The sequence below is a fragment of the Actinoplanes sp. NPDC021490 genome, assembly GCF_055562135.1.
Genome location: NZ_JBVHFW010000002.1, coordinates 393,242 through 411,431 on the forward strand (window position 1 = coordinate 393,242; position 18,190 = coordinate 411,431).

At 72.3% G+C, this 18,190-nt stretch carries 17 protein-coding genes; 10 read left to right on the forward strand and 7 right to left on the reverse strand.

Annotated features, from left to right (window positions below; genetic code table 11):
• Nucleotides 1-649: 649 nt before the first annotated feature.
• Nucleotides 650-1,498 carry an LLM class flavin-dependent oxidoreductase gene (locus ACZ3I4_RS06250; protein ID WP_465380793.1) on the reverse strand — a complete coding sequence of 283 codons (849 nt, stop codon included), beginning with the start codon at nt 1,496-1,498 and terminating at the stop codon, nt 650-652.
• 34 nt (nt 1,499-1,532) lie between these two features.
• Nucleotides 1,533-3,098: an FAD-binding oxidoreductase gene (locus ACZ3I4_RS06255; RefSeq protein WP_465380794.1), complete on the reverse strand. Its 1,566-nt coding sequence runs from the start codon at nt 3,096-3,098 to the stop codon at nt 1,533-1,535.
• A gap of 80 nt (nt 3,099-3,178) precedes the next feature.
• On the opposite strand from ACZ3I4_RS06255, the gene ACZ3I4_RS06260 reads away from it, so the two are divergent.
• From ACZ3I4_RS06260 to ACZ3I4_RS06275, 4 genes are all read left to right on the forward strand, one after another.
• Nucleotides 3,179-3,649 (forward strand): MarR family winged helix-turn-helix transcriptional regulator, encoded by a 471-nt coding sequence (locus tag ACZ3I4_RS06260; RefSeq protein WP_465380795.1) that lies wholly within the window; start codon nt 3,179-3,181, stop codon nt 3,647-3,649.
• Nucleotides 3,650-3,849: 200 nt separating this feature from the next.
• Nucleotides 3,850-4,578: a polysaccharide deacetylase family protein gene (locus ACZ3I4_RS06265; protein ID WP_465380796.1), complete on the forward strand. Its 729-nt coding sequence runs from the start codon at nt 3,850-3,852 to the stop codon at nt 4,576-4,578.
• A 40-nt stretch (nt 4,579-4,618) separates the two neighbouring features.
• Nucleotides 4,619-6,208 (forward strand): protein kinase domain-containing protein, encoded by a 1,590-nt coding sequence (locus tag ACZ3I4_RS06270; protein WP_465380797.1) that lies wholly within the window; start codon nt 4,619-4,621, stop codon nt 6,206-6,208.
• 57 nt (nt 6,209-6,265) lie between these two features.
• A complete protein-coding gene (locus tag ACZ3I4_RS06275) occupies nt 6,266-7,168 on the forward strand; it encodes a phosphotransferase enzyme family protein (protein WP_465380798.1) in 903 nt (300 codons plus the stop codon).
• A gap of 7 nt (nt 7,169-7,175) precedes the next feature.
• Here ACZ3I4_RS06275 and ACZ3I4_RS06280 read toward each other — a convergent pair whose 3' ends face one another.
• The gene (locus ACZ3I4_RS06280) at nt 7,176-7,559 is read right to left on the reverse strand and encodes a PNPOx family protein (RefSeq protein ID WP_465380799.1); all 384 of its coding nucleotides are present in this window, start codon (nt 7,557-7,559) and stop codon (nt 7,176-7,178) included.
• Between the two features lie 48 nt (nt 7,560-7,607).
• A complete protein-coding gene (locus ACZ3I4_RS06285) occupies nt 7,608-8,621 on the reverse strand; it encodes an alpha/beta fold hydrolase (protein ID WP_465380800.1) in 1,014 nt (337 codons plus the stop codon).
• A 119-nt stretch (nt 8,622-8,740) separates the two neighbouring features.
• Here ACZ3I4_RS06285 and ACZ3I4_RS06290 point away from each other — a divergent pair, with 119 nt between their 5' ends.
• The 3 genes from ACZ3I4_RS06290 (at nt 8,741) to ACZ3I4_RS06300 (ending at nt 13,488) form a co-directional block, all read left to right on the forward strand.
• On the forward strand, nt 8,741-11,668 hold the full coding sequence (locus ACZ3I4_RS06290; RefSeq protein ID WP_465380801.1) for a M36 family metallopeptidase: 2,928 nt from the start codon (nt 8,741-8,743) through the stop codon (nt 11,666-11,668).
• 112 nt (nt 11,669-11,780) lie between these two features.
• Nucleotides 11,781-12,461: a GTP pyrophosphokinase gene (locus ACZ3I4_RS06295; protein ID WP_465380802.1), complete on the forward strand. Its 681-nt coding sequence runs from the start codon at nt 11,781-11,783 to the stop codon at nt 12,459-12,461.
• 94 nt (nt 12,462-12,555) lie between these two features.
• Nucleotides 12,556-13,488 carry an NADP-dependent oxidoreductase gene (locus ACZ3I4_RS06300; protein ID WP_465380803.1) on the forward strand — a complete coding sequence of 311 codons (933 nt, stop codon included), beginning with the start codon at nt 12,556-12,558 and terminating at the stop codon, nt 13,486-13,488.
• Here ACZ3I4_RS06300 and ACZ3I4_RS06305 read toward each other — a convergent pair.
• Entirely contained in the window at nt 13,475-14,674 is a 1,200-nt protein-coding gene (locus ACZ3I4_RS06305) for an MFS transporter (RefSeq protein WP_465380804.1), read from the reverse strand. The two genes, ACZ3I4_RS06300 and ACZ3I4_RS06305, sit on opposite strands and share 14 nt — an antisense overlap.
• Nucleotides 14,675-14,781: 107 nt before the next feature.
• Here ACZ3I4_RS06305 and ACZ3I4_RS06310 point away from each other — a divergent pair, with 107 nt between their 5' ends.
• Together ACZ3I4_RS06310 and ACZ3I4_RS06315 are read left to right on the forward strand one after the other, a co-directional pair.
• Nucleotides 14,782-15,564, forward strand: a complete 783-nt coding sequence (locus tag ACZ3I4_RS06310; protein ID WP_465380805.1) for an SDR family NAD(P)-dependent oxidoreductase — start codon at nt 14,782-14,784, stop codon at nt 15,562-15,564.
• A gap of 1 nt (nt 15,565) precedes the next feature.
• The gene (locus ACZ3I4_RS06315; RefSeq protein WP_465380806.1) at nt 15,566-16,090 is read left to right on the forward strand and encodes a GNAT family N-acetyltransferase; all 525 of its coding nucleotides are present in this window, start codon (nt 15,566-15,568) and stop codon (nt 16,088-16,090) included.
• Here ACZ3I4_RS06315 and ACZ3I4_RS06320 read toward each other — a convergent pair.
• Entirely contained in the window at nt 16,067-17,116 is a 1,050-nt protein-coding gene (locus ACZ3I4_RS06320) for a saccharopine dehydrogenase family protein (protein ID WP_465380807.1), read from the reverse strand. The genes ACZ3I4_RS06315 and ACZ3I4_RS06320 overlap by 24 nt on opposite strands.
• Before the next feature lie 85 nt (nt 17,117-17,201).
• Between ACZ3I4_RS06320 and ACZ3I4_RS06325 the strand changes: the two genes are divergently transcribed.
• Complete coding sequence (locus tag ACZ3I4_RS06325; RefSeq protein ID WP_465380808.1) at nt 17,202-17,840, forward strand: TetR/AcrR family transcriptional regulator; 639 nt, start codon at nt 17,202-17,204, stop codon at nt 17,838-17,840.
• A gap of 26 nt (nt 17,841-17,866) precedes the next feature.
• Here the strand turns inward: ACZ3I4_RS06325 and ACZ3I4_RS06330 are convergent, their stop codons facing one another.
• Entirely contained in the window at nt 17,867-18,118 is a 252-nt protein-coding gene (locus ACZ3I4_RS06330) for a type B 50S ribosomal protein L31 (protein ID WP_465380809.1), read from the reverse strand.
• Between the last annotated feature and the right edge of the window lie 72 nt (nt 18,119-18,190).

Consider the following 18,190-nt stretch of genomic DNA (forward strand, 5'->3'; position numbering starts at 1 on the left):
GCCACGATGCGGCCGGGACATCCAAACACGGATCTCCCGGCTGGGCCACCCCGCCCCGCCGGACCCCGGGGACTCGCCGGCCCGGGCCTGACCGCCGTGCCATTCCGGCGGGGCCCGAGGGCCGAGGCCGGACCGCCACGCCGCTCCGCTGGGACCCGAGGGCCGAGGCCAGACCGCCACGCCGCTCCGCTGGGATCCGAGGGGCAGGGCCGGAACGCCATACCGTTCCGCCAGGGACTGGCCGGCCCAGGCCAGACCGCCACGCCGCTCCGCCAGGACCCGAGGGGCCAAGGCCGGACCACTACGTCGTTCCGCTGGGACCCGAGGGCCAGGGCCGGAACGCCATACCGTTCCGCCCGGGACTCGCCAGCCCAGGCCAGACCGCCACGCCGCTCCGCCAGGACCCGGGGGCCAGGGCCGGAACGCCATACCGTTCCGCCCGGGGACTCACCAGCCCAAAGCCAGGCCCCCACGCCGTTCCGCCAGGACCCGAGGGCCAGGACCGGACCTCCATGCCGTTCCGCCCGGGGACTCACCAGCCCAAGGCCAGACCGCCACGCCGCCCCGCCCGAGGACTCGTCGGCCCAGGGCAGGCCGCCACGCCGCTCCCAACCCGGCGGGCGACGGCTCGGCCGGCGGGCGTGGAGAGCTAGCGGCGGCGCTCGCGCTGGACCAGGTCGCGGACCGCGGGGGCGGTCTCGGCGGCCAGCATTTCGGCCGTGGCGGCGTCGTCGGCGGCCACGATGAAGCCGCTGATGCCGTGGGTGAGGGCCAGGTCGGCCAGCGCTTCGACCTGCGCGTCCTGGGGGCCGAGGTTGAGCAGCCGCCGTACGTTCGCGGGGTCGCGGCCGGCCGCGGTGGCCGCCTCGTCGATGCGGGCGTTCATGTCCGGCAGGGAGCGGGCGCCGTCCGGCAGGTAGGCCAGCGAGGGCAGCCAGCCGTCGCCGAGCCGGCCGGTCAGCGCGAGCATCTTCGGCTTGTAGGCGCCGATCCAGATGCCGATGTCGTGGGCCGGGCGGGGTCCGCGCTTGGCCCCGCTGACCTGGTAGTACTGGCCCTTGTGGTCGACGCGCTCGCGGGTGTCGGTGTGCCACAGATCGCGGATGATGCCGATCGCCTCGGCCAGCGCCTCGATGCCCTGGCCGGGGGTGAGCCGGCGGCCGCCCATCGCCGCGACGCCGTCGGGGAAGGCTCCCGCGCCGAGGCCGAGCTCGATCCGGCCGCCGCTGAGGATGTCGAGCGACGCGGCCGCGCGGGCCAGCACAGCCGGGGGGCGCAGCGGCAGGTTGAGCACATTGCCGCTGATCCGGATCCGTTCGGTGCGGGCGGCCGCGTAGGCCATGAGCGTCCACGTGTCGAGGAACGCCGGCTGGTACGGATGGTCCTGGAAGGTCACCAGGTCGAGGCCGGCCCGGTCGGCCGTCACGGCCAGGTCGACGGCCCGGGCGTTCGGGGTGACGAAGGTGCCGAAAAGCAGGTCGTGCCCGTAGTCGGTCATCGGTTCTCTTCTTCCTTGGGGGACTCGGAAGCGGTCAGGTGATCGGGAAGTTGTCGCGGAACAGGTGCTCGGGGTCGTAGCGGCGCTTGAGGTCGCGCAGACGGGCCAGGGTGTCGGGCGGGAACGCGTCGTGCAGGCGCTCGGGGCGCTGGTCGGTCTCGAAGCTGAGGTACAGGCCGTCGAAGTGCTTGGTCATCAGCCGGTCCCACGCCTCGTCGAGGGCTGCCCGGTCCATGCCGATGGCCGCTACCGAGAATTCGGGCGTGCGGTGCGCGAAGGCCGTGGCATCAGCGGGGGTGTCGGCGATCGCGCCGCCCATGTGGCGCAGCTGGAAGAAGAACGTCGTGCCCGAGCGCAGCAACCGGGCGGCGTCGCGCGCGAACTCGTCGGTGAGGCGGGGCAGGAAACCGGACCGGGAGATCGGCTCGCCGCGGCCGTGGTGGCCCTCGGCGCCGACGTCGGCCGCCTGGGCCATCACGTCGGCGTAGCGGGCCACGACCACCTGCTGCTGGGCGAGCAGGCCGGTGGTGGCGAACGGGGTGAGCCGCTCGACGATCGTTTCGGAATCGCCCGAGTCGACCATCCCGTACATCTGGATGACGGACTGGCCCTGGCGGGGCTGGCCGGTGAGCCAGAAGACGGTCGTGTCGCGGGGGGCGTCGCGGGCCACCTGGCCGAACTGCTTCATCGACTCCTCGAGGTCCTCGGTGACCAGCACGAGCTGGGCCCAGCCGACCTCGGTGACCTCCTCGGCCTCGAACTCGAACGCGGTCGCCACCCCGAAGTTCGCGCCGGCACCCCGTACGGCCCAGAAAAGGTCTTGATTTTCCTCGGCGCTCGCCCGCACCGGGGTGCCGTCGGCCAGCACGAGTTCGACGGCGCGCAGCCGGTCGATGGTCAGGCCCTGCTCGCGGGAGAGGAAGCCGATGCCGCCCGCGGTGGCCAGCCCGCCCACGCCGACGCCGCCGTAGTCGCCCGAGCCGAGGGCCAGGTCGTACTTGTCGAGGGCCGCGGCGACCTGCTTCCAGGTGGCGCCCGGCCCGACCCGGACGAGCCCGTTGGCCAGCACTTCGATGCTGTTCAGGGCGCCGACGTCGATGATCAGGCCGCCGTTGTTGGTGGACCGGCCGCTGATGCCGTGGCCGCCGCTGCGCAGGCCGAGCGTCAGCTCCGGGTGCCGGCGGGCGAACGCGAGAGCCTCCGCGACCTCGGCCGGGATGCGAGGCCGCAGGATCAGGGCCGGCTTGCCGCCGCGCATGTAGGTGGAGCTGCGGCCGCGATAGCCGGGGTCGCCCGGTTCGAGCTTGGCCAGCGAGGTGGGCAGGTCGTCGAAGCGGCTCGCCCGGCCGGGAAGACCCACGCGGGGACCGGCCAGGGCGGTCAGGGTGTCGAGGGCCTTGTCGGCCATCTCCTCCGAGACCGCCGCCGGGGCCGCGGGCAGGGTGATCCGGAGGTTCTCGTCGCGGGCGGCCAGCCAGACGGCCGCCGTCCACGGGTCGAGGCCGCCCTCGTGGTCTTCGAGGATCGCCGTGCGGTCGAGGTGATCGGCTGCCGCCACGAACGTCGCGGGGTCCAGCGCGATCTTCTGTTCCGTGATCAAGGAATCCTCCGGTGATGCGATCGTCGTCTAGCTCGATAGTATTGCGGCAAGACGATCTGTCCAACAGATAGGATGGCCCGGTGAGCAACACGACAGCGGACTTCGGGGCGGCCCTCGGTCTCCTGCTGCGGTCGTACGCGGAGATGGTCGGCCCGAAGCTGAAGGACTTCCCGCAGGGCGAGCGCGGATATCAGACGCTCTGCGAGGTGGTGCAAGGCACGCCGCCCAGCCAGGCGGCGCTCGCGGCCAAGCTGGGCATCGACCGCACCATGATGACGTATCTGATCGACGATCTGGTCGAGGCGGGCCTGGTCGAGCGGCAACCCAACCCGGCCGACCGGCGTCAGCGGCGGATCGTCCCCACCGCCCGGGGCCGCGACGCCGTCGCCGCCCTGTGCGGGCAGGTGGCCGAGGCCGAGGAGGCCGTGCTCGGCCCGCTGGACGATCGGGAACGGGTCGTTTTCCGCCGCCTGCTCGGCAAGGCCGCCGGTGTCGTCCCCCTGCACACCGTCGAAGCCTGCGCGATCGTGACCGAGGCTCTGGAAGCCTGACCGCCGGCCCGCACGGGTGATCGACACCACACTTCCGCCGTTCGTGTGCCCAGCTCTTCGTTTGAGCGCGTCTCTGTACGGGCGAGTTCATTTACCGCAAGGGCGTGCACATGAGGTTGAGCAGGACATATGGCGCATTGGCGATAGCGATATCGCTGTCCGTGACAGCGGCCTGCGGCAGTCCCGCCACGCCGGCGCCCGTGGCCTCCTCGGCTCCTGCACCCTCCACCTCGCCCACGGTCGAGTCGGCGCCGGTCGCACCCGACCCGCGCCTGGCGCTCCCGGCCAATCTGCGCCCCCGGGTCCCCCGCTTCGCGCCGCCGCCCGCCGCCACCAAGGTGACGCTGCCGGCCAACGGCACCGCCGGATGGTTCAGCCGCATCCCGACCGATCAGAAGGTCGCGTTCATCACGATCGACGACGGCTGGGAGAAGAACCCCCTCGCAGTCCGGCTGTTCCGGGCAGCGAACGTGCCGATCGCCCTGTTCCTCGAGGTCAACGCGATCAGCGACAACCCCGGCTACTTCACCGAGCTGCAGAAGACCGGCGCGACCATCCAGAACCACACGATCAGCCACCCCGTCCTCAAGGGCCGGTCGTACGAGTTCCAGAAGCACGAGATCTGCGGCGGCGCCGACCAGCTCGGCCGGCTGTACGGCAAACGCCCGACCCTGTTCCGCCCGCCCGGCGGCGCGCACGACGCCACCACGCTGCGGGCGGCGCACGACTGCGGGATGAAGGCCGCGTTCTTCTGGAAGGAGGCCACCAACAAGGGCAAGGTCTTCTTCCAGGCCGGTCACACCGTGCAACCGGGCGACATCATCCTCATGCACTTCCGGCCGCGGTTCGTCGACGACTTCCTGGCCGTGCTCAACGCCATCCACAAGGCCGGGCTCACCCCGGCCCGGCTGGAGGACTACATCCCCTGACCGGTTTCGACCCCCATGATCGCGGGCACGGGGCTTCGTCATGGACAGCGGCATCCTGATCGGCGACCGGTACCGGCTGCGCGAACGGCTCGGCCACGGCGGGATGTCGGTGGTCTGGCGCGCCCACGACGAGGTGCTGGGGCGCGACGTGGCCGTGAAACTGCTGGCCCCGGAGCTCGCCGCCGACCCGGCGGTGCTGCGCCGCCTGCGCGACGAGGCCCGGGCGGCCGCGGCCCTGCGGCACCCCGGCATCGTCGAGGTGTACGACTACGGGGGCAGCAATCCCCCGTACGTGGTGATGGAACTGGTCAAGGGCCGCTCCCTGGCCGCGCTGCTGCGGGAGAGCGCGCTGCCCTGGCGGCTGGCGGTGACGATCGGCGCGCAGGTTGCCGCCGCGCTGGCCGAGGCCCACTCGCGCGGCCTCGTGCACCGCGACGTCAAGCCGGCCAACGTCATGGTCACCCCGGCCGGGGCCAAGCTGGTCGACTTCGGCATCTCGGCGACCGCGGGCGACGCCGACGACCCCGCGGGCGAGATGCTGGGCACCCCGGCCTACCTGGCGCCGGAACGCATCGCCGGTAGCGCCGTCACCCCGGCCACCGACGTGTACGCGCTCGGCCTGCTGCTCTATCTCGCGCTCGCCGGCACGCCCCCGTGGCGCGCGTCGACCGTCACCCAGATGCTCAAGGCCCATGTGTACGCCGAACCGGCCCCGCTGCCGCCGGTCCGGGGACTGCCGGCCGTGGTCGTCGACCTGATCCGTTCGTGCCTGGCCAAGAAGCCCGGCCACCGCCCGGCCGCGGCTACGGTCGCGGCCCGGCTGGGCGAGATCGCCGGCCTGGCTCCCGCGCCGCCATTGAACGTGCCCGGAACAGCGGACGTGCCCGGATCGGCGGACGAGGCCGCCGCCGCGCCGACCGTCGCGGTGCCCCTGCCCGCGGTGATGGCCGGCCTGCTCGCCGGTCGCCGCCGGACCCTGGCCGGCGCCCTCTCGGCCGTCGCCGTGCTCGGAGGCGGGCTCGCCGTCTGGGCCGGTTCCGCGCCGTCCGGCCCGTCCCGCGGGGCCGCCGCCGCGGCCGCCACCCCCACCGCCACGCCGCCGGCGCCGTCGCGGGCGGCCGCCGCCTCCTCGACCTCACCGCAGACCTGCACGGTGAGTTACGCCCTGCGGGGCACGGCGAGCGGCCGGGCCTCGGCCAAGGTGACGATTCACAACACCGGTGCGGTCGCCGTGCCCGCGTGGCGGCTGTCGTTCGCGTTGCCCTCCGGCCAGCGCCTGATCAAGGGCTGGTCGGCGTCGTGGAAACAGGACGGCCGGGCGGTGGTGGCCGCCGGTGGCAAGTTGCCCGCGGGGGCCAGCGCGGCGACCGGCTTCTCGACGGCCTACGGCGACGTCGCCGCCCTGCCCGTGACGTTCCGCCTCAACGGCACGGCCTGCCAGGCGCAGATGTCCGTGCAGGTGCTGCCGGTCGCACTGCCGCCGAGACGGGCCGTCGAACCGGCCGCCGGTCCGGCCGCTGGTCCGGCCGCTGGTCCGGCCCCGAAGGCCAAGGACAAGGACAAGGCGAAGGACAAGCCCAAAGCGAAGCATGAGGACGAGAACGAGGACGACGAAGACGAGGACGAGTAGGACGGCGTCGCGGGAAGTCGGTGGCGGGTAGCCGCCCCGGCTGCTTGACTGCCCGGCATGCTCAGCGAGGGGCGACTCCGCGCGGCACTGGCGGAGCGGTGGGGACTGGCGGACCCCACGGTCGCGGTGCACAACGGCGGCATGAACTCCGCGACATGGTTCGTCACCGGCGGTGGCGAGCGCTGGGTGGCCAAGGCGGTCGTTCCGGCGTCGCGACGGTCGTTCGCCGCCGGGCTCACGGTCGCGGCCGCGCTGCAGAAGGCCGGAATTCCCGCCGGGGCGCCGGTGGCTACCCGCCAGGGTGAGCTGGTGGCCGAGGCCGACGGTGTCCCGCTGGCCCTGCTGACCTGGGTCCCGGGCGAGGAACTGTCGGTCAGCGACCGGGGCGGCCAGCAGCTTCTCGGCCGGACTCTGGCCCGGGTGCACCGGACGCTCCTCGACGTGCCGTTTGCCGGCGCGGAACGGTTCCACTGGGTCGACCCGCGCGGCGACCACCTGGCTATCCGCCCGTGGGTGCGAGCGGCTGTCGCCGGCGCGGTGGCGGCGTACGACCGGCTCGGCCCCCGGACGCTGTCGTGGGGCCTGCTGCACACCGATCCCGAACCGGGGGCGTTCCGGATGGACCGGGCCGGGGGCGCCTGCGGTGTGCTCGACTGGAGTGTCGCCATGGCCGGCCCGTTGCTGTACGACCTGGCGTCGGCCGTGATGTACACCGGTGGCCCCGGCCGGGCCCGCGCGCTGATCGAAAGCTATCTGGACCAGGGAGTGGTTCCGCGGGCCGAGGCCGGCCGGGCCCTGGGCGTGATGCTCCGGTTCCGGTGGGCGGTGCAGGCCGACTACTTCGCGCGCCGCATCGCCGGCAACGACCTGACCGGCATCGGGAGCGCCGCGGACAACGAACGCGGCCTCGCGGACGCCCACGACTGGTTCAGCCGGTCCGGGACTTCGGCGGGCGGATGACAGTGGTCTAACGGGCGCGGTGCAGGAGGAGCCAGGCGTCGGCCGGGAACAGGTGCCGGGCGATCCACCAGGTGGTGCGGGAGTAGTACGGGCGGGCCTCGGCCTCGTCGAGGATCTGCGGGGCGCCGGCCGGGTGGTCCTGACCCTTCCAGCGGATGGTGCAGCTTCCGGCGGCCTGCACGTTGCGGACCCAGTTGGTGGTGGCGCCCCAGGGCAGGTTGATGACGAAGACGCCGGGGGTGGCGATCACCACGACCGGGACGGCCAGGTCGCGGCCCGAGACCCGGCCCCGGTGGCGCACCACCGCCCACGGGGAGAAGCGCCGGCCGGCCAGGGAGCGTACGAAAGGTGTGGTGGCCCGGGCGAAGCGCCACGATGTGTCGGTGGTCATGCGAGCAGTGTGGGCGCCCGCGTGCCGGGTTCGCTTCCCGGAAATCCGTTACACGCCGCGCAGCGCATAGGCCACAGCGGCAGTCCTTCCCCGTACGCCCAACTTGCGGTAGATGTTGGCCAGGTGCCGCTCGACCGTGTGCACGGCGATGCCCAGCCGGACTCCGATCTCGGCGTTCGTGTCGCCGGCGGCCAGCCGGTGCAGCACCTCGTGCTCGCGCCGGGTGAGCACCCGCGGCACCGGGGCACGGGCCACCCGGCCGCCGGTCACGAAGCCGGTGACCAGGGACAGGTCGGCCGCGGGGTCCTCGATGAACAGCGTGGGCGTCGAGCCGGGCAGCTCGACCAGGCGGGCGTCGGGCAGGGCGCCGGCCAACCGGCGGAAGACCTCGACGGGGATCTGCTGGTCGCTCTGGCGGTGCAGCACCAGGACGGGCGCCCGGACCGCGCCCAGCAACGGGGTCACGTCGATGTGGCGGGCGGCCTCGAACCACGCCTTGGCGATCGCCGGGGTGGTGGCCGTGCGGAAGGCCTCGGCGGTCCACCGGCCCGACTCGGCGCCGTCCCAGCCCAGCCAGGCCGTCGCGGCGGCGTCGGCGAACAGCGACCAGTCCTGGTCGACCAGGGAGAGCAGCGCCCGGGTCTGTGCGGGCAGCATGGCCTCGCTCATCCGCGGGGCGCCGCCGAACAAAATCAGCCGCTCGACCCGGGCCGGTTCGCCGGCCGCGAAGGCCAGGGCGGTCGCGACCGCGTGGTAATAGCCGAGCAGCGACACCTTGCGCAGGCCGGCGTGGTCGAGCACGGCCCGCAGGTCGCGCAGGTGGGCCTCGACGCCCAGGTCGTTCAGGTCGATCCGGCGGTCCGAGCTTCCGGTGCCGCGGCCGTCGTAGAGCACCAGCGTGCATTCGCGGGCCAGGGCGAGATAGGCGGCCCGGAGCGCGGGGATCCGCCACTGCGCGGTGATGTTGCTGAGCGAGGGCATCCAGACCAGCGCCGGTCCCGAGCTGAGGACCTGGTAGCCGATCGTCACGCCGTCGGTCGTGCGGGCGAAGCGTGTCTCCACCCGCTCAGTAAAACAGCATCACGTACTTATAGATGTATTTAGATGTTTGTACTATGTCGCGCAGGTCCCGGGTGCGATCGGATGTTGATTGGTAACAGCCGTTCCATATAGGAGGTACCGTGCGCACCCCACCCCGTGCGTTGGCGGGAACCGCTGCCGGGCTCTTGTCCGCCGCGATCGTGCTGACCGCCTCATCCGGCGGCAACGCGGCCCCCGCGGCACCGGCCCAGGCCGAGGCTCAGTCGAAGGTTCAGGGCGACAACCACAACGACCATGTGATCGACAACCGCAAGGGGCGCCTGGCCCCGACCAGCGGCCAGCGTGCGGCCGCGGCGGGTGCGGAGGCCCGCTGGAACGCGCTGGGCACGCCGGCCACGCTGACCGCCACCGGTCAGGCGCTCGAGGCGGGACTGCCGGCCGACCCGGTCGCGGCGGCCAAGGCGTACGTGGGAAAGAATCTGGATGTTCTCGGGCTGACCGCCCGCGGCGCCGGCGCCCTCGAGGTGCTGACCACCTCCAAGCTGGGCGAGGGCGCCGCGGTCGTGTTCCGGCAGAAGTTCGGTGACCTGGTCGCCGGGCGTGACGGCCTGCTCAGCGTCGGTGTGCGCGACGGCAAGGTGTGGTTCGTGAGCTCGTCGCTGTCGCGGGACGCGGTCGCGCCCGAGCCGGCCACCCTGAGCGCCGCCCAGGCCGTGACCATCGCCGGGCAGAACGCCGGGATCGCCACCCCGACCGTGATCGCCAACAAGCTGGTCGCCGTGCCGACCGCGACCGAGGGCGCCCGGGCGGCGTACCAGGTCACCTTTGGCGCCGATCTCAACGGCACCGACCCCGAGGCCTTCACCACCTATGTCGACGCCCGCGACGGCCGGGTGCTGGTGCGCGAGAGCATCGTCGACCACAGCGAGGACGACCCGTCCTGGGACGTCTTCCCGCATTCGCCGCCGCTCGACTATTCGTCCTCCGACGACCGCCGGACCTGGTGCTGGGGCCCGCTGCGGGGCTGCGACGAGGTCGTGGCCACCAATGCCTCGCCGCTCGCCTGGGACGTCGACCCGGCCACCGGCGAGCCCACGTTCACCACGCGCGGCAACAACGCCATCGCCGTGGAGAACTGGAACTCCAACGACGCGTTCACCGTCGGCACCGAGACCGCCACGCCGAAGCCGGATCGCGCGTACGACTACAAGTGGACCAACCAGTGGCAGCGGGAGCGCTGCTCGCCGGACGTGTTCACCACGCCGCAGCGCAACGACATCGACGCGGCCCGGGCCAACCTGTTCGGCATGCACAACCGCATGCACGACTGGTCGTACAACCTGGGCTTCACCGAGGCGACCTGGAACATGCAGGACGACAACCTGCGCCCGGGCGGCCTGCCGGACGACTACGAGCAGGGCAACGCCCAGGCCGGCGGCATCAGCGGCGGCCCGCCCAACTTCGAGGCCCGCAACAACGCCAACCAGATCACCCCGCCCGACGGCGAGGCGCCGATCACCAACATGTACCTGTGGCAGCCGATCGCGGCCGCTTTCTACGGCGCCTGCGTCGACGGCGACTACGACATGTCGGTGATCGGGCACGAGTACACGCACGCCATCAGCGGCCGCATGGTCGCCGGACCGGACGCCGGGCTGAGCACGCCCCAGGGCATGAGCGAGAGCTGGTCGGACCTGCTCGCCATGGAATACCTGAACGAGTACGGCTACGCGCCGCCCGGCAAGCGGGCCTACACGATCGGGCAGTACGTGACGACCGACCCGATCGCCGGCATCCGCAACTACAACATGAGCGACAACCCGCTCAACTACTCGAGCGTCGACTACGACTTCGTCGGCCTGCAGGTGCACGCGTCCGGTGAGGTGTGGAGCGCCAGCAACTTCGACATCCGCCAGGCGTTCCTCAAGCGGTACGGCTCGGCCTCGGCCGCGGTCAACAAGGCGTGCGCCAACGGCAAGCGGGCCGTGACCGAGTGCCCGGGCAACCGGCGCTGGGTGCAACTGGTGTTCGACTCGTTCCTGCTGCTGGCCAACAGCGCCAACAGCCAGGTCGACGCCCGGGACGCGCTGCTCGGCGCCGACCTGGTCCGCTTCGGCGGCGCCAACCAGGACATCATCTGGAACGCGTTCGCCAAGCGCGGCCTCGGCGAGGGCGCGGCCAGCAACGGCGCGGGCGACGCCAACCCGACGCCGAGCTTCGCCTCCCCGCACGCCGCCGAGGCGACGGTCAAGTTCCGGCCGGTCGACGAGAACGGGCAGCCGGTGCCGAACGCCAAGCTGTACGTCGGCGACTACCAGGCCCGCGCGGTCGCGGTGGCCGACACCGACCCCGCCACGGCCACGCCGGACGAGGTCAAGCTGGTCGCCGGCTCGTACGGCTTCATCGCCCAGGCGCCCGGCCACGGTCACGCCCGGGTCGCCGACACGTCGTTCAAGTCGGGTCAGACCCGCACGCTCACTGTGAAGATGCCGCGCAACCTGGCCTCGGGCACGGCCGGCGCGGTCGCGACCGGTGACGGCATCAACCTGGCCCGGATCACCGACGACGACGAGGCCACCAACTGGGCGTCGCTGGGCAGCGCGGTGGCCGGCAAGCAGGTCACCGTCGACCTGGCCGGGGCGGCCCAGACCGTACGCCGGGTGCAGGTCAGCGCCATGCTGCGGCCCGCGGTCACCGGGGACGTCGACGCCGGCACGCAGAACCGGTACACGGCACTCCGGCAGTTCAAGGTGCTCTCCTGCACCGCCACCGCCACGGTGACCTGCGCGAACGCGGCGGAGTTCAAGACCGTCTACACCAGCAAGCCGGACGCTTTCCCGTCCGTCTCGCCCCGGCCCCGGGTCAAGGACCTGGTGGTGAAGTCGTTCGACATCAAGCCGACGACGGCCACGCACCTGCGTCTCGAGGTCGTGACCAACCAGTGCACCGGCGGCCCGGACTTCCTCGGGGAGCAGGACGCCGACCCGCGGGCGAACACGGACTGTGCCACGGCCAGCCCGCAGGCGCTCAACGTCCGCGTCGCGGAGTTCCAGGCGTACGGGAAATAGCCTCTGATCGGAGTGGGCGGGCCCCAGGTCCGCCCACTTCACCCGTCTCCGGGATGATGGTGGCACGCTGCACTTACGGTTAAGTGCACGCCGGGCTCAGGAGACGGGAAAAGTGACGACCGAGGACGCCGATCGCGAGATCACGCGTTGGGCGAGCGGGCACCCTCTCCCCGAGCCGTTTCGCGACATCAGCGAGGAACTCTCCCATTTCCTGCTGGTCTACAAGTTCGGGCTGGCCGAGATCGGCACCAAGATCAGCATCCTGACCGAGGAACTGACCCACCGCGGCCGGCACAACCCGATCGAGCACGTCAGCCCGCGCCTCAAGACCACCGCGAGCATCACCGCCAAAGCCATCCGGATCGGCTGCCCCCTGACGCTGGACGACCTGCGTCAACGCGTCCGGGACATCGCCGGCATCCGGATCGTGTGCAGCTTCGTCTCCGACGTCTACACCGTGGCCGACATGCTGACCCGCCAGCCCGACATCACGCTGCTGCAGACCAAGGACTACATCGCCAAGCCGAAGGCGAACGGCTACCGCAGCCTGCACCTGATCGTCGAGATCCCGGTGTTCCTGTCCGAACGCGTCGTCCACGTGCCGGTGGAGATCCAGCTGCGCACGGCGGCGATGGACTTCTGGGCCAGCCTCGAACACAAGATCCATTACAAGTACGACCCCGCCATCCCGGGCGCCCTGCGTGAAGAGCTCGCGGCCGCGGCCGAGGACGCCGCCCGGCTGGATCGCCGCATGGAACGCCTCCACCGGGAGATCCACGGCCCGCGCCGCTGAGCTCCGGCCGATCGGCGGCGCTGCCCGTCGAGGGGTAGTCGGCATTTCCGCGCATCGGCCGAATGAACGCGCCGGATAAGGAAATATGCGTGTCATGAAGGCTATCGCGCTGGACGAGTACGGCGGCCCGGAGGTCATGACGCTGCGGGAGCTTCCCGACCCGCTGGTGGGGCCGGACACGGTGCGGATCCGGGTGCGCGCGGCCGGTGTGAACCCGGTCGACCATGTCATCCGGGCCGGCTACCTGCAGGGCGCCTACCCGCACCACCTGCCGCTCATTCCGGGGTGGGACGTGGCGGGCGTGGTCGACCAGGTCGGCCCCGCGGTCACGCGGTTCCGCGTCGGCGAGGAGGTCATGGCCTACGCCCGCAAGGACAGCATTCAGCACGGCACGTACGCCGAACTGGTGTCGGTCACCGAGCGGGCGTGCGCGCACAAGCCCGCCGCGATGTCGTTCGCCCAGGCCGGAGGTCTGCCGCTGGCCGGGCTGACCGCGCTGCAGTCGCTCACCGCGGCCAGCGTCGGGCCCAGCGACCTGCTGCTCGTGCACGCGGCCGCGGGCGGCGTCGGCCACCTCGCCGTGCAGATCGCGCGGGCGCTCGGCGTGACCCGGGTGATCGGCACGGCCTCGCCCGCCAACCACGACTTCCTGCGGTCGCTCGGCGTGGAACCGGTCGAGTACGGCGACGAACTGCCCAAGAAGCTGGCCGACCTGGTCGGCGGGGACGGCCGGGTGGACGTGGCGGTCGACTTCCACGGCGGCGACGCCCTGAAGGTCACGCCCCAGCTGGTGCGGCACCCGATCCGGCACGCGTCGGTGGTCGACCCGGCGGTGAAGGAACAGGGCGGCCGGTACGTTTTCGTCCGCCCCGACGGCGTCGAGCTGGAGACGCTGGGGTCGCTGGCCGCGGGCGGCCGGCTGCGGGTTCAGGTGGCCAGGGAGTTCCCGCTCGAGCAGGCGGCCGAGGCGCACCGGCTGATCGAGCAGGGTCACGTGCAGGGCAAGGTCGTCCTCATCGTGGAGTGAGCACGGGCTCCTCGGCCTTCGGCGCGGCCGGACCGCGCCGCAGGGCCGGGGTGACCACGGCGGCCACAGCGAGCAGGACCAGCACGACGATCATGGCGTTGCGCAGGCCGTAGTGCTCGCCCAGGAAGCCGAGCGCGGGCGGGCCGACCAGGAAGGCCACGTAGCCGGCGGTGGCGACCAGCGACACCCGGGCGGTCGGGTTGCCGCCCGAGTCGGCGGCGGCCGACAGCGCGACCGGGAAGCCGAGCGCGGCGCCGAGACCCCAGAGGAGCACGGCCGCGCCCGCCACGATCTGGTTGTCGACCGCGATGACCAGCAGCAGGCCGACGCCGCCGATGACGGCGCTGGCCCCGAGCACGGCCGCCCGGCCGAACCGGGTGAGGAACCAGCCGCCGCCGAACCGGCCGATCGTCATGGCCGCGGCGAACGCGGTGTAGACGGCCGAGCCCAGGGCGGCGTCGAGGCCGTGACCGTCGACCATGATGAGCGGCAGCCAGTCGTTGGCGGCGCCCTCGGCCAGGGCCATCGCGAGGACGACCACGCCGATGAGCCAGAGGCGCTTGTCCCGCCACACCTGGGGACCGCCCGCGTCCGTGCGGGCCTGCGTTCCCGCGCGGCCCACGCCGGCCGGGATCCGCCGCACGGCGAGCAGGGCGACCGGCACGCTGAGCAGGCCGGCCAGGATCAGATGCCAGGTCACCGGGAAGCGGGCCGCGGTCAGGCCGATGCCGATCGCCGCGCCGATCACCGTGCCCAGGCTGAAGAAGCCGTGCATGGTCGGCAGGACGGCCCGGCCGAGCAGGCGCTCGACGTCGGCGCCCTCGATGTTCATGGCGACCTCGCCGCCGCCCATGCCCAGGCCGAACAGGCACAGGCCCAGCGCGACCAGCCAGCTCTGCGACAGCCCGGCGCCCAGCCCGACGACCGGCATGCTGGCCACCGTGGTGAGGATGCCGGTCGTCACCACCGGGCGGGTGCCGAAGCGGGTCACGAACCGGCCGGAGCTGAGGATGCCGAGCATCGAACCGGCGGACAGTCCGAACAGCACCAGCCCCATCTCGGCGGTCGACGCGCCGAGCTGGTCGCGGATGTCCGGCGTCCGGGTCACCCACGACGAGATGGCCAGGCCGGGCAGGAAGAACAGCGCGAACAGCGCGAGACGCCGTCGTGCGGTGGTGCGATCCATGGGTTCCCTCCAACTGCGTACGAACGTACACAACTGCCGGGTGATCTCCCATGAGCTGACTCTCACCCCGGGTGCGGACAGGCCCGGGGCGGGGAAGAATCGTACCCATGCAGCTTGATCTCGATGGGAAGACGGCCCTGGTAACCGGTTCCACCCAGGGCATCGGACGGGCCATCGCGGCCGGGCTGGCGGCGGCCGGGGCCCGGGTCGGCGTCAACGGCCGGTCGGAGGAGTCGGTCGGCCGGGCTATCGCAGAACTGGGCGACGGCGACTTCGTGCCGGTTCCGGCCGACGTGACCACGGCCGAGGGGGCGGCGGCGGCCCTGAGCGCGCTCGGTGACGTCGACATCCTCGTCAACAACCTGGGGATCTTCGGCGCCCAGCCCGCCCTGGAGATCACCGACGACGACTGGCGGCGCTACTTCGAGGTGAACGTGCTGGCCGCGGTGCGCCTGACCCGCTCGGTGCTGCCCGGCATGCGTTCCCGCGGGTGGGGTCGCGTCCTCTACATCGCCAGCGACTCGGCCGTCGTCATCCCGGCCGAGATGATCCACTACGGCGTCTCCAAGACCGCGCTGCTCGGCGTCGCGCGCGGCTTCGCCAAGGAGGCGGCCGGCTCCGGCGTCACCGTGAACAGCGTCATCGCCGGCCCGACCCACACCGGCGGCGTCGAGGACTTCGTCTACTCGCTCGTCGACAAGGACCTGCCGTGGGACGAGGCGCAGCGCGAGTTCATGCGCGTGCACCGGCCGCAGTCGCTGCTGCAGCGGCTGATCGAGCCGGAGGAGATCGCCAACATGGTCGTCTATCTGTCCTCGCCGCTGGCGTCGGCCACGACCGGGGGCGCGGTGCGCGTCGACGGCGGCTACGTCGACGCCATCCTTCCCTGACATGGCCGTCGTGGAGGTGCGCCTGGCCCGCCCGGACGAGGCCACGCAGATCGCGTCGGTGTGCGCGGCCTCGTGGCGCGACACCTACGCCGGTCTGCTGCCGCCTGAGGTCATCGACGAGGCGATCGCCACCTATTACACGGCGACCCGCATCACCGGCGAGGTCGCCCCGGGCCCTTCGGACGGCTGGCTGGGTTACGCGGTCGCCGTGTCGGAGGGACGGGTGCTCGGCGCGGCCGGCGGCGGCCTGACCGGCCCCGGAGTAGGCGAGCTATTCGTCCTGTATGTGCATCCCGACGCGCAGGCGCGTGGCCTCGGCAGCCGCCTGCTCGACTTCGTCACCGGCCAAGTTGTCGCCCGGGGCGCCCGCGAGCAGTGGGTTTCCGTCTATCGCGGCAATCCGAAGGGTGAGCCGTTCTATCGAGCCCGGGGCTTCGAATTCGTCGAGACCAAGGTCCCGTGGGGCGGCCTCGGCGCCGAGCAGGGCGTCCGATCGAACCGCCTACGCCGTACGGTCGCCTGGTAGGAAGGCGCCTCCGGCGGCGACGGCCAGGTCGGGACCGAACACGGCGGCCGGGGTGAAGGCGCCGGGCCGGCCCTCCCCCTTCAGCAGGCGGAGGGTGGCCTCGGCGAGGACGGCGGCGGTGAACTCCATGCCGTCGCCGGCCCGCAACCAGCCCTCGCGGACCGTGCCATCGGGCCATTCGACGAGCGCGTGACCCCACGAGTGCGGACTGGGACGCGGGACGGTCTTGGAGGTCAGGCCGGCCATCCGCGCGATGGCGAAGCGGCGCATCGCCGGGAGTGCGAGCAGGCGGGACAGGGCCGGCAGCAGGGCCCGCACGACCGGGGACGCCGGCGCCAGCGCCGAGGTGACGGAGACATCGGGAGCCTGCGAGGCGGTTCGCGCGGCCAGAAGTTCGCCGGACGGGACCTCGGCCGACTTGACGGTGGTTCCGTCGGGAAGGGTGAGCGTCCGCGGATTGCCGGCCAACGGGGACCGCACCAGCCGGCCGCCGGAGAATCGGCGGCCGCCAGTGACGAGGACGTCGACCGCGGTGGTGGCGTAGCCCGCGCCCAGCCGGCCGGCCTCGAGGGCCACAGAGGCCAAGGCGTCCACCCGTACGCGACGGGGAGCGGGACGGTCCTCGCAGAGCCTGGCCACGACGGCCTCGGTGGCGAGCACGCCGAAGCCCGCCCCGGTCACGAGCGTGCTGCCCGCGGCGGCCGCCTCGCCATGAGCTCCGAGTAGGCGCGGGATGGCCACCAGGTCGTTGGCCACGTCGAGGTAGTGCGTGCCGCCGGGCAGTCCGGCCCGGGCGATCGTCAGCGCCGACGTCGCGTAGTCGCCGATGGCGTTGATGACGACCGCCGGGCGGCGGCGGGCGATCTCCCCGGCGATCTCGGCGGCGCCGTTCGCGACGACCGAGCCGGCCGGCATGGCGGGGTTGCGGCCCACCCACACCGGCGTGACGCCCCGATCCCTCAGCCGGGTGTCCACCGCCCGTCCGACTCGTCCGGTCGCTCCGAGGATCCAGACCTGGTCCGTCATGTCAGCTCCTAGTGATGTCTCACTGTGTCATCACGGACGCTAGCACTCGATGACACTGTGAGACATCAGTTGTTAGAGTCGTCTCATGGCGAGATGGGATCCGGGGGCCGGGGAACGACTGCGGCAGGCCGCGCTCGAGCTGTTTCAGGAACAGGGCTACGACGCCGTCACGGTCACCCAGATCGCCGAGCGGGCCGGCCTGACCCGGCGCTCGTTCTTCCGCTACTTCCCGGACAAGCGCGAGGTGTTCTTCGCGGGCTCCGACCGGCTGCCGGCGGCCATGGCCGAGGCGGTCCGCGCGGCCGGGGGCGACGTGTTCGCCGCCGTCGCCCGGATCGGCTCGCAGATGGTCGAGCTGCTCGACCGGCCCGCCGAGCGCCGGGCGATCATCGACGGCAGCGCCGAGTTGCGGGAGCGGGAGCGGACGAAAATGGCCGCCGTGACGGCGGCCGTCGGTGCGGTTCTCGAAGAGGACGGGGCCGATCCGGAGCACGCCCGATTACTGGCCCAGCTGGGCACGGTCGTCTTTCAGAACGCCTACGCCCGCTGGCTCGAATCCGGCGGCGTCACGCCGTTCCCCGAAGCGGTCGACGCGGTGACAGCGACGATCCGCGACGCGGTGACGGCGAACGTGCGCGACGCGGTGACGGCGAACGTGCGCGACGCGGTGACGGCGACGGTGCGCGACGCGGTGGCCGAAACAGAAAACGCCCGGCACCCCTGAACCAGGGGGCCGGGCGTCCGTCGCCTCTACTTGGCGAACTTCGCGTACTTGGCGCGGAACTTCTCGATGCGGCCGGCGGTGTCGAAGACCCGGGTGCGGCCGGTCCAGAACGGGTGGCTGGCCGCCGAGATCTGGACGTCGATCACCGGGTACGTCTTGCCGTCGGACCACTCGATGGTCTTGTCGCTGCGCTCCGTCGACCGGGTGAGGAACGCGTAGTCCGCGTTGCGGTCGCGGTAGACGACGGAGTCGTAGCCGGGGTGAATGCCGTTCTTCATGTCTCTGTCCTCCTGAGGAGATCGACGGCTACAACCTCGGCGGCACCGGCATTATTTCCGCCCGCCGACGGG

Excerpts from the sequence above, each read along its gene's own strand:
- ACZ3I4_RS06330 (WP_465380809.1), bottom strand. The coding sequence starts at position 18,118 with ATGAAGAACGGCATTCACCCCGGCTACGACTCCGTCGTCTACCGCGAC.
- ACZ3I4_RS06315 (WP_465380806.1), top strand. The coding sequence starts at position 15,566 with ATGGCCGTCGTGGAGGTGCGCCTGGCCCGCCCGGACGAGGCCACGCAG.
- ACZ3I4_RS06300 (WP_465380803.1), top strand. The coding sequence starts at position 12,556 with ATGAAGGCTATCGCGCTGGACGAGTACGGCGGCCCGGAGGTCATGACG.
- ACZ3I4_RS06275 (WP_465380798.1), top strand. The coding sequence starts at position 6,266 with ATGCTCAGCGAGGGGCGACTCCGCGCGGCACTGGCGGAGCGGTGGGGA.
- ACZ3I4_RS06305 (WP_465380804.1), bottom strand. The coding sequence starts at position 14,674 with ATGGATCGCACCACCGCACGACGGCGTCTCGCGCTGTTCGCGCTGTTC.
- ACZ3I4_RS06310 (WP_465380805.1), top strand. The coding sequence starts at position 14,782 with ATGCAGCTTGATCTCGATGGGAAGACGGCCCTGGTAACCGGTTCCACC.
- ACZ3I4_RS06325 (WP_465380808.1), top strand. The coding sequence starts at position 17,202 with ATGGCGAGATGGGATCCGGGGGCCGGGGAACGACTGCGGCAGGCCGCG.
- ACZ3I4_RS06250 (WP_465380793.1), bottom strand. The coding sequence starts at position 1,498 with ATGACCGACTACGGGCACGACCTGCTTTTCGGCACCTTCGTCACCCCG.
- ACZ3I4_RS06270 (WP_465380797.1), top strand. The coding sequence starts at position 4,619 with ATGGACAGCGGCATCCTGATCGGCGACCGGTACCGGCTGCGCGAACGG.
- ACZ3I4_RS06280 (WP_465380799.1), bottom strand. The coding sequence starts at position 7,559 with ATGACCACCGACACATCGTGGCGCTTCGCCCGGGCCACCACACCTTTC.
- ACZ3I4_RS06320 (WP_465380807.1), bottom strand. The coding sequence starts at position 17,116 with ATGACGGACCAGGTCTGGATCCTCGGAGCGACCGGACGAGTCGGACGG.